The following is a 15,123-nucleotide window of genomic DNA, read 5'->3' as shown; positions in this document are numbered from 1 at the left end:
GAGGAAGCCCGCGTCGTTCGCCGGGCGGACCGAAGAGCCGAACCCCTGAGGAAAACGATGACCACCAACGACACCCACGCCCACACCGGCGCCCTGAGCTGGCACCCGGAGGCGCTCGACGAGATCCTCTCGAACGACGGGGGCCGCCCCGTCCTGTTCACCAACGCCCGGATCGTGACGATGGACCCGCTGATCGGGACCATGACCGGTGCCGACATCCTGTTCGTCGGCGACCTGATCGTCGGCGTCGGCCCCGGCATCATCACCGCGGCACAGGACGACAACGCCATCGTCGTCGACTGCACAGGCACGACCATCGTCCCCGCCGTAGTGGACACCGTCGCCCTGGCCGGCGGCCGCGGCCGGCGCTCGGAGTACGTCGCGACGCTGACGCCCGGCAACAACACCGACTTCCTGGTGGTACCCGACGAACTCGCCGCCGACGTGCCGAGCGCGGTGGCCACCCTCGTGTCCCACCCGGAGCAGGTCCGCGCACTGGTCGCGGCCGGCCGTCCCGTCCGGTGGTCGGGCACGGAGATTCCCGGCGGGCCCACAACCCCCCAGGCCGGCATCCCCGCCGCTCCGGACCTGACCGGCAGCCCACGGCTCGGCGTCTGGATCGACCGGCAGGACTTCCTGCACCAGGAACTCACCGCGGACGGCCGCTACGACGAGACCCGGGGCGGCCGCCCCCACGCCTACCAGGGGCGGTTCTGGATCGACGGCGACCGCATCGACTACCTGGACGACCTCGGCTTCTGGGCCTACGGAGAGTTCAGGGGCGACGAGCTGCACCACGCCGGCTACGTCATGAAGCTGGGCTGAACCGCCCGGCCGGCAACGGCCGAGCCGCCCGCACACACGGCGACAACACCGGGTCCGGACCGTGCCTCCGCAGCCTTTCGGTCCTGGACGCACGACGCCCGGGTGAACGGCGCCCTGGCTGCCGGGGCCGGCCCCGCCAGAACCGGAAACCGGGCTGCCGGGCGTTCCCGGCAGCCCTCCCCCTCCCCGAAGTACTGAAAGCAGCTTTTCCATGACCCACGTCAACGGCACCGCCGCCACGGCCGCCCTCGAACAGCTCCGCCGTCGCCCCGCGGACGAACGGCGCATCCTGTTCACCGGCGCGACCATCGTCACCATGGACGCCGACCTCGGTGTCCTGCCCAACGCCGACCTGCTCGTCGAGGGCGACACCATCACCGCCGTCGGCCCCGGTCTCGAGGCCGGTGACGCCGTGGTCGTCGACGCCACCGGCACCGTCCTCAGCCCCGGCTTCGTCGACACCCACCGGCACGCCTGGGAGGCCCAGCTGCGCCGGATCATGCCGGACGTCGACGACCTCGGCGCCTACGTCATGTCCACCCTGGCCGGCTACGCCACCGTCTACCGGCCCCAGGACATGTACACCGGCACCAGGCTGGCCGCCCTCACCGCGATCGACAGCGGCATCACGACCATGCTCGACTTCTCCCACAACTCCCGCACCCCCGAACACTCCGACGCCGCCGTCGAGGCTCTCCGCGACACCGGCATCCGCGGTGTGCACGCCTCCATGGGCCCGCACTTCGGTGACTGGGACAAGCAGTGGCCCGGCGACCTGACACGCCTCAGGGAGAAGTACTTCAACAGTGACGACCAACTGCTGACCCTGCGCCTGGCGACGCTCGCCACCGACGAGATCGCCGGCCCGGCCCTCGCCTACGGCCCCGAACTCGCCCGCGTCGCCAAGGACCTGGGCATCGGGGTGAGCGTGGACGCGGTCTTCGGCACAGCCTCCTCCGAGGTGATCCTGAACTGGGCGAAGGACGGCATCCTCGGCAGCGACGTCACCCTCATCCACGCCACCGGACTGACCCCCGAAGCATGGAAGGCGATGGGGGAAAGCGGCACCACCGTGGCCCTCGCCCCCACCTCCGACGCCCAGATCGGCCTGGAGACCGCGATCCCCGCCGTCGACGAGGCTTTGTCCGTCGGCATCCGTCCCGGGCTCAGCATCGACGTCGAAGTCGCCCTGGCCAGCGACATGTTCACCCAGATGCGGGCCCTGCACGCCATCCAGCGGATGCGGGCCGTCAACGCCGCCCACGGCACCGGCCGGCAGCCGGTCCGCATCACCACCCACGACGTCCTGGACTTCGCCACCCTCCAGGGCGCCCGCACCAACGGCCTCGCCGGCGTCACCGGCTCACTCACCCCCGGCAAGAAGGCCGACCTGCTGGTCATCCAGGCCGAGGACCTCAACAACATGCCGCTCAACGACCCGATCGGCACCCTCGTACTGGGCTCCGACGCCCGCAACATCAGCACCGTCCTCATCAACGGCGAGCCCCGCAAGTGGGACGGACAGGTCCTCGACGTCGACCTGCCCGCCCTGCGCAGCGAGGTCCACGCCTCACGCGAGTACGTGCTGAACACCCACGCAGCCTGATCACCCCGTCACCGCCCCCGGCCGGCCCCTCGCCGGCCGGGGGCGACCCGGTCCCCGGCGCCTGCCATCGGCCGGTCATGCCGCACACGGGGCCACCAGACGTTCTTTCGGAGTCCCATGTCCCACCCCACCAGTGCACTCGATCACACAACCGGGAGCGGAACGCCCGGTCGGCCACCAGGCTGGGCCCCGGCCGCCAGGACCACAGCACTGCTCACCACGCTGGGCATGCTGATGGTCGGTCAGATGTACACCGTCCTGGCACTGCTGCACCCCATGGCCACCGAGTTCGGCACCACACCCGGTCAGGTCACGTGGACGGCGACGGCATTCGGTTTCGCCTACGCAGCCGGGTTCCTCTTCGCCGGCCCGCTCTGCGACCGTTACGGACCACGCGCCGTGATCACCGTGGGGCTCACGGCCGCCACGGCGTCCACCGCGGCGGTCAGCGCGGTCTCCGACCTTCCCACCGCCGTCGTGCTGCGCAGCCTGCAGGGACTGACCGCCGCGACCTTCGCCCCTGCCGCGCTCTCCTACGTCGTCCGGCACATCGCGCCTCGACACCGCGGCACCTCCCTCACCTGCGTCACCAGTGGCATGCTCGCCGCCGCCGTCGTTGTTCAGGTCGGCGCGCAGGCTGTTGCGGCCGGAATCGGCTGGCGTGCGGTCTTCTGGATCAGTGCCGTGCTGATGGCCCTGAACCTGTTCCCGGTGCGCCGGGTCCTGCGACCCACTCCGCGTGGAGGCACCGACGGCGGACTGCTGCAGGCGTTCGCGGCGATGCCGCGGCTGTTGCGACAGCCGCGGCTGGGCGCCCTGTGCCTGTCCACCGTCGCCCTGATGACGGCTTTCGTCTCCCTCTACACGGCGGTGGCCATCGCGGGCCCACCGGCCGTCACCGGCGATGCCACCGCGATCCTCGCCCTGCGGGCCAGCGCGCTCCCCGCCCTGATCGCCGTACCCCTGCTGGTCCCCGTGCTCGGGCGGCTGCCCGCGCCCCTGCGCGCGGCTCTCGCCTTCACTCTGGCCTCTTTCACCGTCGCCACCGGTTCCTTCCTCGGTGGTCACACGGCGATGCTCGCCCTGGCCCTGCTGCTGTTCGTGGCCGCCGTCGCGGTAGCGGCGCCCGCGGTCGTCGAGACCATCAACGCCAACGCCCCGCAGGCACGTGGTGCGGCGGTCGCCCTCTACGGGTGCAGCATGTTCATCGGCGCCAGCCTGGGCCCACAGCTCGCCGGTGCGCTCACGGGACTGGGCTTCGACGGCATTCTGCTCGTCGTCGCCGGGGTGCTCCTTCTGGGCGCTTCCCTGATCCTGCCGGCCATGCGCCACCCCACCCCGTGACCCCCGCCATCGGCCCGGCACACAACGCATCGGCCCCCGCAAGGACCTCCCCCGACAGCCGTACGCCGACCGCTGCTCCCCCGGCGTACCACGGGCCCGCCCGCGAGAGCCGGAACCGCCGCCGGCCGAACGCCCCGGGCTCGGCAGCGGAGTCCGTCCGGTGCGGATGCCGGCCATCGAGGCGCATCGGACGGAGCAGAAGCGTTGTCCGGGCGGGCAGCGGAAACGGTCTGCCGGAACTCGGGGGCGACAATCTCTGGCCCGGTCCCCTCCTGACCGCTGATCAGAGACCCGTCCGTGACGAGACCGTCGTCCTTCGTACGAGGGGCGGTTCCCGGACCCGCCGCCTCACCGGACCGGATGCCGCCCCTGGACGGTGCCCTCGGGGCCCGAACCCGGGGGTACCGCACCCAGCCGGGTCTCCGTCCGAGCCCCGGCTGTCATCGGCACCGATGTAGTGGTCGGACCGTCGTGTCGCACGGGCCGGTCAACGGTGAGCGGACACTGTCCGCGCTGTGCCATCCGCCCCCAACCGTTCAGCGCCTACGGAACCTCGGCAGGGGCGCGCCCACAGCACAAGGAGCACCGGGGCGGGTGGGACGTCGTGGCCGCCGGGGGACCGGCGCCGGGCTCCAAACGGCCGGGTCCCTGAGCCGTGCGGGCGGCGACCCGCCGGACGCAGACCTTGGTGATCCGTCGGGCCTGAGGCCGGGCGGGTTCACCTCACCGTCCACGCCGGCGGGCAGCGGACCTGCCCGCCGCTGGGGACGGTGGCTCAGGGAAGCCGCAGGGACGCCAACGTCACGAGCAGACGGTGTCGTTCGCCGGGACCGTCCCGTCGAGCAGATACGCGTCGACCAGCTCGGTCAGGCAGTCGTTGACGGCGTAGGTGCCGTGCCCCTCGCCGTCCACGGTGAGGTGGACGCCGACCTTCTCTCCCAGTTCGTCCGCCATCTTCTTGGCACCCTCGTAGGGAGTGGCCGGATCACCGGTGTTGCCGATGACGAGGACTGGGTTCGCGCCGTCGGCCGACACCTCGACGGTGGATGCGTGGCCGTCAGCGGGCCAGCCGGTGCACTGGAGCAGCTCCCAGGCCATCCAGTCGCCGAACACCGAAGATGCCGTGCGGAATCGGGGCAGGTGGCGGTGTACGTCCTCAAGGGTGAAGCGGTCCTTGTAGTCCGCGCAGTTCACCGCGGTGTTGGCTGCGTTGATGTTGGCGTATCCGTCGTCGTCGATCCGTTCGTTGAGGAGGTCGGAGAGCAGCAGCAGTGCGCTGCCGTCGCCGTCCATGGCGGCGGCCAGTCCGCCCCTGAGCAGCAGCCAGCTCTCCTGGTCGTAGAGGGCGGCGGCGATGCCGTTGAGGGCGTGGCTCTGAGTCAGGGGACGCCCGAACTCCGTGGGCAGGGGGTCGGTGTCCAGGCGCTCGAGCAGCGCGATGATGTCCTTCTCGCCCTGCTGCGGGTTCGTGCCTTCGAAGAAGCAGGAGTCCTGCCGTGCGCAGTCCTCCAGGAAGTTGCGCAGTGCGCCCTGGAACCCCTTCGCCTGGCCGAGGGCACCGTGCAGGGCGTCCTCGGTGGGGTCGACCACGGCGTCGAAGACGAAGCGCCCGACACGCTTCGGGAAGAGATGTGCGTAGACGCCGCCGAGCTGTGTGCCGTAGGAGATGCCGAAGTAGTTGAGTTTCTCGTCGCCCAGGACGTGGCGCATCAGGTCGAGGTCACGTGCGGCCTCCTGGGTGCCGACGTGATCCAGCACCGCGCCCGACTCGCTCTGGCAGGCTCGGGCGAACGCGCGTACCCCACGCTCGCGGGCCTTCTCCTCCGTGGCGTCGTCAGGGGTGGCGTCCGCGGCCAGCCAGGCGTCCATGGCCTTCGTGTCCAGGCAGTGCACGCCGGCACTGTCCCCGACCCCGCGAGGGTCGAAACTGACCAGGTCATAGCGCTTGTGAAGCGTCATGTACTCGTCGCCGGCGGCGAGGGGGAGGGTGAGCACCCCGGAGCCGCCGGGGCCGCCGAAGTTGAAGACCAGGGACCCGAGGCGCTTCTCGCCGGAGTCCGGGGACGCCTTCGCCCGGATCAGGGCCAGATCGATGGTTTCGCCGTCGGGGTCCGCGTAGTCCAGCGGAGCCTTCATGGTGCTGCACTGCCACGTCGTTCCGTCCGGCAGCTTCTCGGGCCTGTCTCCGCCGCCCTGAGCCGTGGACGGAGCGGAGCACGTGCTCCACTTCAGTTCCTGCTCGCTGAGAGCGGTGGGCACCGCGGGTATCGCGGCATCGCCGCGAGCGTCGTCGGCGGTCTCGGGGTTGCAGGCTGTCACCGCGGTGGCCGCCAGCACGGCGAGCGACGCCAGGGCGACAGCGGTCCGGGACATGCGAGGTTGTGCGGGCATGCTTGTGCCGGTCTCCAGTTGGTGTGGGTGATACGGGCGCAGTGGACGGCCGCTCACACGAAGTCGTGGTGGTGGGCGTACCGGTCGGTGCGTGTGCCCTGGAAGGACCTGATCCCCCCGGAGGCTCGACGCGACGACGCGATCCATGTGCCGATCCTTTCGCGCTGAACGTGCCGCCCCGTCGCCCGCCGGAAGGATCGTCGCCTAGTCCGCGGGACATAGAGCGGTGGCGCGACCGCAGGGCCGGCACCGCGTGACCCCTTGAACCCCGCGGTGTCGGGGAGGGCGACGCCCGGCCATACACTTGCGCCAATGGGGAAAGGACGTCGGGTCAGGCCACTGCCGGTACTGTTCATGGGAGCGCAACTGCTGCTGTGGTTCAGCGTCGTTGCGTCTTCGAAGGAGCCGCCGGACACCGTTGAGTGGATCACCGCTTTCTGTGCCACGGCGCTCGCTGTGGTGGCGCTCGATCGGCGTCACCGGGCACCGCTCGCCGCCCTGGGCGTCATCGTCGCGGTGTCCGTGGTGGGACAGATCCTGGCGCCACCCGACCTGCTGGGCCTGGTACCGGGGCTGGCGGTCATGGTGGCGCTGTTCACCGTCACCGTTCTGTGCAGCTGGCCCGTCGGCCTGGGCGCGACCGCGGCTGTCGCCGTCGTCCAGCTCCTGCAGGCGGCCGCACGGCACGGCGTCGGCGGTCTTCTCCTCTCCGACTGGCTCACTGGTGTCGGCCCTTTTCTGCTGGTGTCCGCTCTCGGCACCGGCCGCCGGCACTGGCTGCGGGAACGGCAGGCCACGGCGGAGCGGCTGGCCGGTGCCGAGCAGCAGCAGGCGCAGGCCGCCGAGGCGGAACGGGAACGGCTGGCCGGTGAGTTGCACGACATCAGCGCGCACCACCTCACCTCCGTCGTGGTATCCGTCGAGGCCGCCCGCAGGCTCGGTGACAGCAGGCCCGACCTGGCCGCGGAGGCACTCGCGTTCGCGCGCCGCACCGCACGGGAGACCCAGTCCGCACTGCGGCGTCTCGTAGCGGTCATGCAGGTGGACGACCCACCGGCTCCCCAGGCGATGACCGCTCCGATCGAGACGCTGATCGCCGGATTCGGCAGGCTGGGCCGCCCCGTCTCCGTCTCCCTGCCCGCTGATCTCACCGGACCCGCGGCGGAAGCGGCCCACGGCATCATCCGGGAGGCCCTGACCAACGCCCTTCGCTACGCGCCGGGCGCCGCGGTCAGCGTGCGGGTGCAACGGGCCGGGGACACTTTGCATCTGACCGTCGACAACGGCAGGCCGCCCGGCGGCACGGACACCGGCACGGCGGGGATCGGCTCCGGCCGGGGGGTGGAAGGAATGCATCGGCGTGCCGCCGTCCTCGGCGGGAGGCTGTCCGCGGGACCCCGCCCCGACGGAGGCTGGCGCGTACACGCCGTGCTCCCCGACGCCGCGTCCGGCCCTCGGCCGAGCCCAGGGCGTCGGCGCGACTTTCCTCGCGAACAGCGGATCGCGGACAGGGCGGTCTTCGGCTCGGCCGCCGCGGTGGCGTCGGGCGTCGCCCTGACGAAGGCGGAGGACGCCGGCTACGGGGCCGGCACATGCCTGCTGCTCGTGTCGGTGCTGACCCTCCACGCACTGCCGTTGCTGTGGCGCCGCCACGCGCCCTGGGCGGTCCTGGCGGTGACCGGGGCCGCCGCCCTCCTGTGGCCGGTTCTGCTCCGCGGTGGTGCGCTGCCGCCGTCCTCCGCGATCTGCTTCCTCGGCGGCGGCATCGTCGCACCGGCCGCGGTCTACGCGGTCGCGGCGTACGGCCGGGTCCTGAGAACCGCGCCCGTGCCCTCCGGCCGACACGTCCCGCTGCCGACGGCGCATCCACTGACATCTCCGGCGGGCTCACGGCTGTCGTTTCTGTCCGTGCCCGCCGCGGTTCTCCCGTCGGCGATCTCCTTCACGTCCGCCTTCGCCGCCGACGGGACGCTGCTCGGAGACCCGGCCGGGCCTTTTCTCGTGCTGTTTCTCGCCTGCTGGACGCTGTTCCTGTCCGGCCTGGGATGCACGGCCGCCTGGGGGGCGGGATGGCTGATGCACAGGCGTCGCAGGCGGGAACTGGGCCGGGAGGACACGGCCCTCACCACTGTGCTGTCGAGCACGAGGGCCATGGTCCACGGCGAACGGCAGCGAGTCGCCGTCGGTCTGCGGGAGACGGTGCTCCGGCAGACGGACCGGATGATCTCCTCGGCTGAGGAGGGCAGCCTGGAGCAGGTGGCCGCGGCTACGCGGGCGACACTGAGCGCCATGCGCCAGTTGCTCGGAAGCCTGGACGCCGGCAGAGCGCCGAAAGCGCCTCGAAGAGCCGTCGTGACGAACACCCCTCGCATGTAGAAGTGTCCGTGCCGACAGGTCGGCGACTGCGTGGCGGCCTCTGGATGCGCACGCCGACCTGGTGGGTCCCGCGCACCGCCTCCATGGGAGGATGCGGCGCAGACAGTGGCCCGGGTGCGGGCGAAGAGAGGAGCAGGACCATCGGTATCCGTGTGCTGGTCGTGGACGATCAGGCGATCGTCCGCGCGGGTTTCGTGGCGATCCTGACGGCCGAAACCGACATGACCGTGGTCGGCGAGGCAGCGGACGGTGACGCGGCTGTGGCGATGTCGGCACAGCTCGCGCCCGACCTGGTGCTCATGGACATCCGCATGCCGGGTATGGACGGACTGACGGCGACCCGGCTGATCACCAGTCACGGCAGCGGCTCCCGGGTTCTCGTGCTCACCACGTTCGACCTCGACGCCTATGTCTACGAAGCTCTGCGCGCCGGGGCCTCCGGCTTTCTGCTCAAGGATTCCGAGCCGGAGGACCTCCTGGCCGCGATACGGGTGGTCGCCTCCGGTGACGGCGTCCTCGCGCCCGCGGTCACGGGGCGTCTGATAGCAGCCTTCGCTCGGGGGGCCTCCTTCGCTCCGGAGATCACAGGGGCGCTGGACAGCCTCACCAGCCGCGAACGCGAGATCCTCGTCCTCGTCGCCACGGGCCTGAGCAACGCGGAGATCGGCGCGCGTCTGGAAGTAGCCGTGGGAACGGTGAAGGTGCACGTGAGCTCAGTGCTCAACAAGCTGGGCCTACGGGATCGTGTGCAGGCGACCATTTTCGCCTACGAGAGTGGGCTGGTCCGCCCGTCGGTGACGCCGGCTCTCTGAGCGGCCCTCCGCTTGCCTGCCACCAGGGCGATCAGAGGGAGAGTTGGCCGCGAAGCCGGCAGTCGCGATCGCGGACCCGCGGTGGACTGCGCCGCCGCTGCCCTGCGCGGGCCGACTCCGCCCAGCCTTCTTCGCCTGCCGTCCAGGACCCCGAAAGCAAGGCCGCCCAGCGCGGAAGGGCCGGGCCCCGGAACAGTCACCGCCGGGTCTTTGTCCGCTCCCCGTGCGCTGCTGCTCGGCAGGTACGACCACGAAGACCACCAGCAGAGCAGGTCACGAAACCCGCACGGGTCGTTCCGTGATCTCACTGCGACGATCCGTGCCGTCGAGACACGGGGTTCGCGGACGGACGAGACGGCGCGTTGCTCCTGCCGGCGATCGACGAGTCGCGCCGCATCAGTCACTGAAGCAACGTGAAGGTCACTCGGACGGCATCCTCCACACGTGATTCCTGGCTTCACCCACCTACACCGCTCCAAGAACACACCTTTACGGAAGCAAACCTCACTGATGGGTGAAGCGACCGGCGCTCCTTGGAGGGCGGCGTTCGACCGTCGGCGACGCGGCCGCCGACCCTGCGATCGATTCCCCAGAAAAGGGATATCGGGCGCGCCGCCGTATCGCGGCATCGTGTGCTCGGATATGTCCCGCAGCCCCGACGCGAGGCTCGATACACGAGGAGGATGGGACCCACCGTGCCTGCACCCACCGTCTGGGAAGGAACCCGCTTGAGGGCGAACGCGCCGTCGCCTTCGTTTTCTTCGGCATCGGCGAGCAGACGAGCGGCAGCAGGGCTCCCGAGGAGCTGACCGCGGCCGCCCGCTTCTGCCGCCCCTTCATGCTGTTGGCGGACGGACCCACGGAGGCGGGAACTACCCGGCTCCAACGGCGGGCAGACGATCCTCCGGCGACTCCGGGGAGACCACACGCTCCGCAGTCGTCGACGCAACGGGCCGATCCGGCGAGCCGCCGTCACTGCCCCGGCGACACCCCCGCGACACCCCCGAGAACGCCACGCCCTCCACGAGCGGCGCTGTTCTCGCCACCCGTCCGGCGAGCATCTTCGCCGACTGCTCTTCGACCGTTCCCGGCACCGGATGGGCGCGAGGTGGCGGCCGACGTGCCCGTGGTTCGGGCACAGGCCACGCCTCTTCCCGCAAGCAAGGCGCAACACAGCGCTCCCCGCACCCGCAAGAAAGTACGAACCATGTCTTTGCCCCCACTGCACATACCGCCGGACGGTGGATCCCCTGTGTTCCTCGTGGGAGACACCTACACCACCTTGCTCAGCGCCGCTGACACCGGCGGTGAACTGTCCCTGGCCGAAGCCGTCGTTCCGGCCGATGCCGGCCCCCCGCCGCACACCCACCATGGCGAGTCCGAGACGTTCGTTCTTCTTGAGGGAACACTTCGTGTGACCGCCGGTGACGAGCAGTTCGACGTCGAACCCGGAGGGGTTGTGTACGTCCCCCAGGGCGTTCGTCACTCCTTCAAGAACACCAGCCCGGACCACCCCGCCCGCATGTACTTCCTCTATGTGCCTGGCGGCATGGACGGCATGTTCCAGGAGATCGGCCGCCCCGGTGTCCGGGGCCAGGTCGGCCCTCCCCTCGACCCGGCCGATGTGGTCGCCATGGGCGAGGTTGCCGAGAAGTACGGCTACACCCTCGGCTGAACCACCGCCCCTCCGCGACGCCGCCGCAACCGCCGTACCCGGTGCTTGGGCGGACGTTCACCAGACGCATACCGGTCACCGGCCACGGTGCGCCGAGATGGCGTCCCACTGTGTGCAACGCCAGTGCGTTAAGGGTTCGTGCGCCCTGTCGAGAAGGCGGGACCTCTGGTAGTTCGCATGGTGTCGAAACCTTTGCGAGTGTCCCGGAGGTTCCGTTGCCGCAGAATCCTGTCAGCGTCAGGTCCGGTGCGACAGCCCTCGACGTGTACGCGCCCGGCCATCTGGGCGAGTTGACCGAGATCATCGATCCCGAGCTGATCGGTGCGGTCCTGGAGGACACCGGTGCCCGGCAGCAGCGGCTACGGCTGCTCGACGGGGACGGTGAGGTCGGCGGTCGAGCGGTGAACGGCGGGCCGGGAGGCACCGAGGGTCCTCAGGATTCTCAGCATGCGCACGTTGTCCAAGCCGGTCATGACACTCATGGAGCAGCAGCCGAAGGTGCGGGCCTGCTCCCGGGCGTACTGCGCCAGCGTGGTGCCCAGGCCACGGCTCTGCCACGGGTCCTCGATCATGATGCCGAGTTCGGCGGTGCTGGGCTCGGTCGTGCGGACCAGGTTGGTGGTCGCGATGAGTCGCTGTGGGTCGTCCTCCGGGTGGGTGACCCAGGTGAGGCCCAGGCCGGGGCGGGTCAGGTGGTGGAACTCGCCCCGGCGCAGGGAACGCCGGGCGGCCTGGTAGCGCGCGAAGCGCGTCTCGAGCGAGCAGCGGTTGTGCAGCGCGTTCACCGCGTCGAAGTCATCGAGCGTAGCGGGACGGGTGAGGGTGCGGGTCCCGGTGTGCGGCAGGCGGGGGCGATGGGGTGCGGTGGTCATCGGGGCGGGGGCGGGCATAGTGGTCCTCGGCTTGGGGTCAGGGAAGGCGGGGGCAGGGCACGGTGCAGGAGTGCGGCAACCGCCGACAGCCGTTGCGGGGCCACCGACCGGGGCTCGTCACCGTCATTTGCGGTGTCGTCCCCCATGGCAGGATCCCGGCCCCTTGGAAGGGAGTCATTCCCGTGCGGGCCCGGCCGGAGCGGGAGGCTGTCGTCCATGACGAAGCTGACCGTCGAAGCATGGTGCTGAACAGCCGTGTCGGCGACACTGCCGAACGACACGGACTGTTCGGAACACGCGCCCCGCGCCCCGCTCACCGACACGACCTCTCGGTCCGGGGCCGCAGCAGCGTTCCGAACTCAGGGGAACCCCGGGCCGTCACAGATCAAGGTTCACCGGACTACGGGAGAGGGACACTCACGCGTCGGGGTCCTGGTGGTAGGCGTGACGGTCGGTGTGTGGGCCTCGGGAGGACGTGAGGAACCGGAGGGCCGACGCGACGAGCACGGTGATCAGAAGGGCGACGCTGAGCAGGAAGGTCCATTCGACCCACGCACCGCCGGACCGCCCCTTCTCGAACGCTGAGAACAGCCGTGCGCCCACGGGGTAGGAGATCATGCAGACGATGACGAGGGGCCAGAAGGACAACACCTTGAGAGGCTTGGTCCACGCGGTGAGGGCAAGGGCCACAACAGCGATCAGGGCGACGAGAACATGCATGCGATCCATGAGCCGATCCTTTCGCGCGGAATCCGCTGCGATCTCGGCCACCAGGAGGAATCGCGCCTAGTCCGCGAAGCATAGACCCGCACGAGGGTGCCGCCCTTCCGGCTGCCGCCCTCGTGCGTCAGCGCTCCACGCGGCTCTGTTCCCGGTCGCCCACGGAGGAGGTGTACGCGTCCGGCACACCGGACGGGTACACCTCCTCATGCCACAGACGAGCCGAGACGCGCTCGACCGCAGTCCTGAGATGACGGCGGTAGGTGCTCAGTGACACACCCAGTCGTTCGGCCGCTGCCTGGTGCGTGGCCGTCCCTTCGACGAACGCGGTCACCGCGGCCTGGTGCGGTCCGTGCCCACCTTGCTCCTCGGCCAGCTCGTAGACGGCCTGTTGGAGCACGGCCGCCAGGTCTTCACCGCCTACGGCGGCCACCCGGCTACGCCGCAACGGATTCAGCGCGAGCTCCGACGGCCGCCGCAACGCCCGCAGTCCCGCGTGCACGGCGTCGGCGAACTCCCGCTCGGACAGTACCCCCGTCGGCGTCCGCGCCTCATCCGTGCGGACGAGGCCGGCACCGTTCACCCGATGACAGGGGTCGCGGCCGTCGCCCTCACCCGACACGGAGCGCAGCAGCCCGCGCAGCCAGTCGGAAGCGGGAAAGACCCGCACGTCACGGGCGAACAGACGCTGGGGAACGCCACCGACGTCCCAGCGGTGCTCCGTGGGAAGCAGCCCGTGCCGGCGCAGCGCCCCGTCCCAGACGCCGTCGTCCCGGAGCACGAAGAACACCCAGGCCGGTCCGCCGGTCCGCACGGTCTCCGCGACGAGGCACCGCAGCGACAGCGCCACGGCCGATGAGGCGTCCCGTCGCTCTCGCGGGCCGGCGTGGAAGCGGGCCACCGAGATCCGCTCGTTCGCCCGCAGTGGCCCGTGCCGCCGGACGTGGTCCCAGACGGCGGCGAGCACGGGATCCGCTGTCTCCCCTTCGTACGCCGTCAGCCTCAGCCAGGCCGTGCAGGCTCGGGGTGGGCCGTACGGGACTGGCCGCCGGACCCTGAACGCCTCCGGCTGGTGACGCAGCCAGAACCGTGCGTTCTCCGCGGACTCCGGCCCTTCGCAGTCCGCGATCAGGCCGAGCACGGTGGCCTCGTCCACAGGTCTGCACGCCTCGTCCTCGTGGCTGTCCCGCGCGGTCCACTCATGGGCGGGTGGCAGCGCCGTGATGTCCCGGTACAAGCGGTGCAGGGCTGCCGCAGCGTCCAGGGCGCGGTCGAAAGGCACGGTGCGTATCTGCTCCACCAGGTGGTCGTGCAGGCGCTCGTGCAGAGCGGCGAACCCGTCGGGGTCGTTCCATCTGGCGTCGTGCGCGACCGTGTTGCGTACCGCCTCGTCCAGCCGCAGGCCGCATCCGACGGCCGTCACCCAGGGCTGCGCGCGCAGCCACGCGAACAACCGGGCCGCCGCGCCGGCGCCGAGTTCGGCGCGCAGCAACTCCTCCGTGACGGTCCCCGCCCGGGCGGTCACCTGCAGAGTCCGTCGGTGCTGCTCGGTGGGAAGGCCGCCGACGAGACGGTGGAACAGGACCGCGGTCAGCCGTCGGGAGACGCCCCCGTCCATGGACCACCCTGCTTCCCCACCTGTGCGGGCGGCGGCCGCGACCAGGGACAGAGCCAGGGGATTGCCGCCCGCGAACTCCCGCACGGAGACGTGCAAAGGTGGCGGCACGTCCTGGTCGCCCAGGACCCTCTTGGTCTCCTCCGCACTGAGCGCGGGCAACTTCATCGACCGGGCGCAGGCGGCCCAGCCGGGATCGGTTCTCCAGCCGAGCTGCGGCGGGGTCCTGGACGCCATGACCACGACCGCATCACCCGGCACCTCGGGCAGGAAGCTCTCGCGCAGCCACGCCTCCAGCCCGGTGCACCGCTCCAGGCTGTCGACCAACAGGACGGGTGCGGGATCGTCAAGGACATCACGGAACGCATCCAGGCGACCGCAGGCGTCCGCCGGTGTCCTCGCACCGTCCACCCACACCACCGTCCTGCCGGCGGCGGTCGCGTCCCAGGACAGGCGGTGCAGCAGGGCGGACTTACCGATACCGCCGGGCCCGTGCACGAAGAGGACGGGACGGGCTTCGGCTTCTCCCGCCAGCGCCGCTCGGAACGCATCCCGCTCGGCCGCCCTGCCGACGAAGGCCCGGGCACGTGCGGCGGCCACGTGCTCGCCGAGCAGACCGTCACCACAGGAGCCGGCGGGGTCCGTGGCCTTGCTGCCGCTCACTGGTTCGGCTCGGGTAGGGACTGGTCCCGGACTCACCGGAACTCCTCTGCGAAGGGATCGGTCAACCCCTCCAGTCCAACCGTCCCGGTCGTCGGCGAGCTCCGCCTTCGAGGCGAACTCGCGGATCGGCCGACCGGACGAGGTCGCTCTCCTGCTCGTCCTGGAGAACGAGTACGTGCCCCCGGACGCTCCTGCACCGACATCCGGACTGTCCGTGCTCGCGC

The 15,123-nt window shown here is 70.9% G+C and carries 10 protein-coding genes; 6 read left to right on the top strand and 4 right to left on the bottom strand.

Going from position 1 to position 15,123, the window contains the following annotated elements:
* The first annotated feature begins 57 nt into the window (after positions 1–57).
* The 3 genes from ACZ56B_RS00930 to ACZ56B_RS00920 all read left to right on the top strand — a co-directional run bounded on the left by ACZ56B_RS00930 (position 58) and on the right by ACZ56B_RS00920 (position 3,775).
* On the top strand, positions 58–825 hold the full coding sequence (locus ACZ56B_RS00930; protein ID WP_055470072.1) for an Atu4866 domain-containing protein: 768 nt from the start codon (positions 58–60) through the stop codon (positions 823–825).
* A 211-nt stretch (positions 826–1,036) separates the two neighbouring features.
* Positions 1,037–2,431, top strand: coding sequence for an amidohydrolase family protein (locus tag ACZ56B_RS00925; protein ID WP_468784843.1), 1,395 nt, complete (start codon positions 1,037–1,039; stop codon positions 2,429–2,431).
* 228 nt (positions 2,432–2,659) lie between these two features.
* Positions 2,660–3,775 carry an MFS transporter gene (locus ACZ56B_RS00920; RefSeq protein ID WP_468784841.1) on the top strand — a complete coding sequence of 372 codons (1,116 nt, stop codon included), beginning with the start codon at positions 2,660–2,662 and terminating at the stop codon, positions 3,773–3,775.
* 801 nt (positions 3,776–4,576) lie between these two features.
* Here the strand turns inward: ACZ56B_RS00920 and ACZ56B_RS00915 are convergent.
* Positions 4,577–6,166, bottom strand: coding sequence for an alpha/beta hydrolase (locus ACZ56B_RS00915; protein ID WP_468784839.1), 1,590 nt, complete (start codon positions 6,164–6,166; stop codon positions 4,577–4,579).
* Between the two features lie 312 nt (positions 6,167–6,478).
* Here ACZ56B_RS00915 and ACZ56B_RS00910 point away from each other — a divergent pair, with 312 nt between their 5' ends.
* The 3 genes from ACZ56B_RS00910 (at position 6,479) to ACZ56B_RS00900 (ending at position 11,029) form a co-directional block, all read left to right on the top strand.
* A complete protein-coding gene (locus tag ACZ56B_RS00910; RefSeq protein ID WP_107485854.1) occupies positions 6,479–8,542 on the top strand; it encodes a sensor histidine kinase in 2,064 nt (687 codons plus the stop codon).
* Between the two features lie 140 nt (positions 8,543–8,682).
* Positions 8,683–9,354: a response regulator gene (locus ACZ56B_RS00905; RefSeq protein WP_085571308.1), complete on the top strand. Its 672-nt coding sequence runs from the start codon at positions 8,683–8,685 to the stop codon at positions 9,352–9,354.
* A 1,252-nt stretch (positions 9,355–10,606) separates the two neighbouring features.
* Positions 10,607–11,029, top strand: coding sequence for a cupin domain-containing protein (locus ACZ56B_RS00900; protein WP_468784837.1), 423 nt, complete (start codon positions 10,607–10,609; stop codon positions 11,027–11,029).
* A gap of 359 nt (positions 11,030–11,388) precedes the next feature.
* On the opposite strand, the gene ACZ56B_RS00895 is transcribed toward ACZ56B_RS00900, so the two are convergent.
* The 3 genes from ACZ56B_RS00895 to ACZ56B_RS00885 all read right to left on the bottom strand — a co-directional run bounded on the left by ACZ56B_RS00895 (position 11,389) and on the right by ACZ56B_RS00885 (position 14,899).
* Positions 11,389–11,901, bottom strand: a complete 513-nt coding sequence (locus ACZ56B_RS00895; RefSeq protein WP_282869533.1) for a GNAT family N-acetyltransferase — start codon at positions 11,899–11,901, stop codon at positions 11,389–11,391.
* A gap of 417 nt (positions 11,902–12,318) precedes the next feature.
* Positions 12,319–12,630, bottom strand: a complete 312-nt coding sequence (locus ACZ56B_RS00890; RefSeq protein ID WP_061441721.1) for a hypothetical protein — start codon at positions 12,628–12,630, stop codon at positions 12,319–12,321.
* 118 nt (positions 12,631–12,748) lie between these two features.
* Positions 12,749–14,899: an AAA family ATPase gene (locus tag ACZ56B_RS00885; protein ID WP_468784834.1), complete on the bottom strand. Its 2,151-nt coding sequence runs from the start codon at positions 14,897–14,899 to the stop codon at positions 12,749–12,751.
* Between the last annotated feature and the right edge of the window lie 224 nt (positions 14,900–15,123).

The sequence above is a fragment of the Streptomyces sp. NPDC034670 genome (assembly GCF_055574875.1).
The sequence above is the reverse complement of the archived record's forward strand: the minus strand, read 5'-3'. Positions and strand labels throughout refer to the sequence as shown.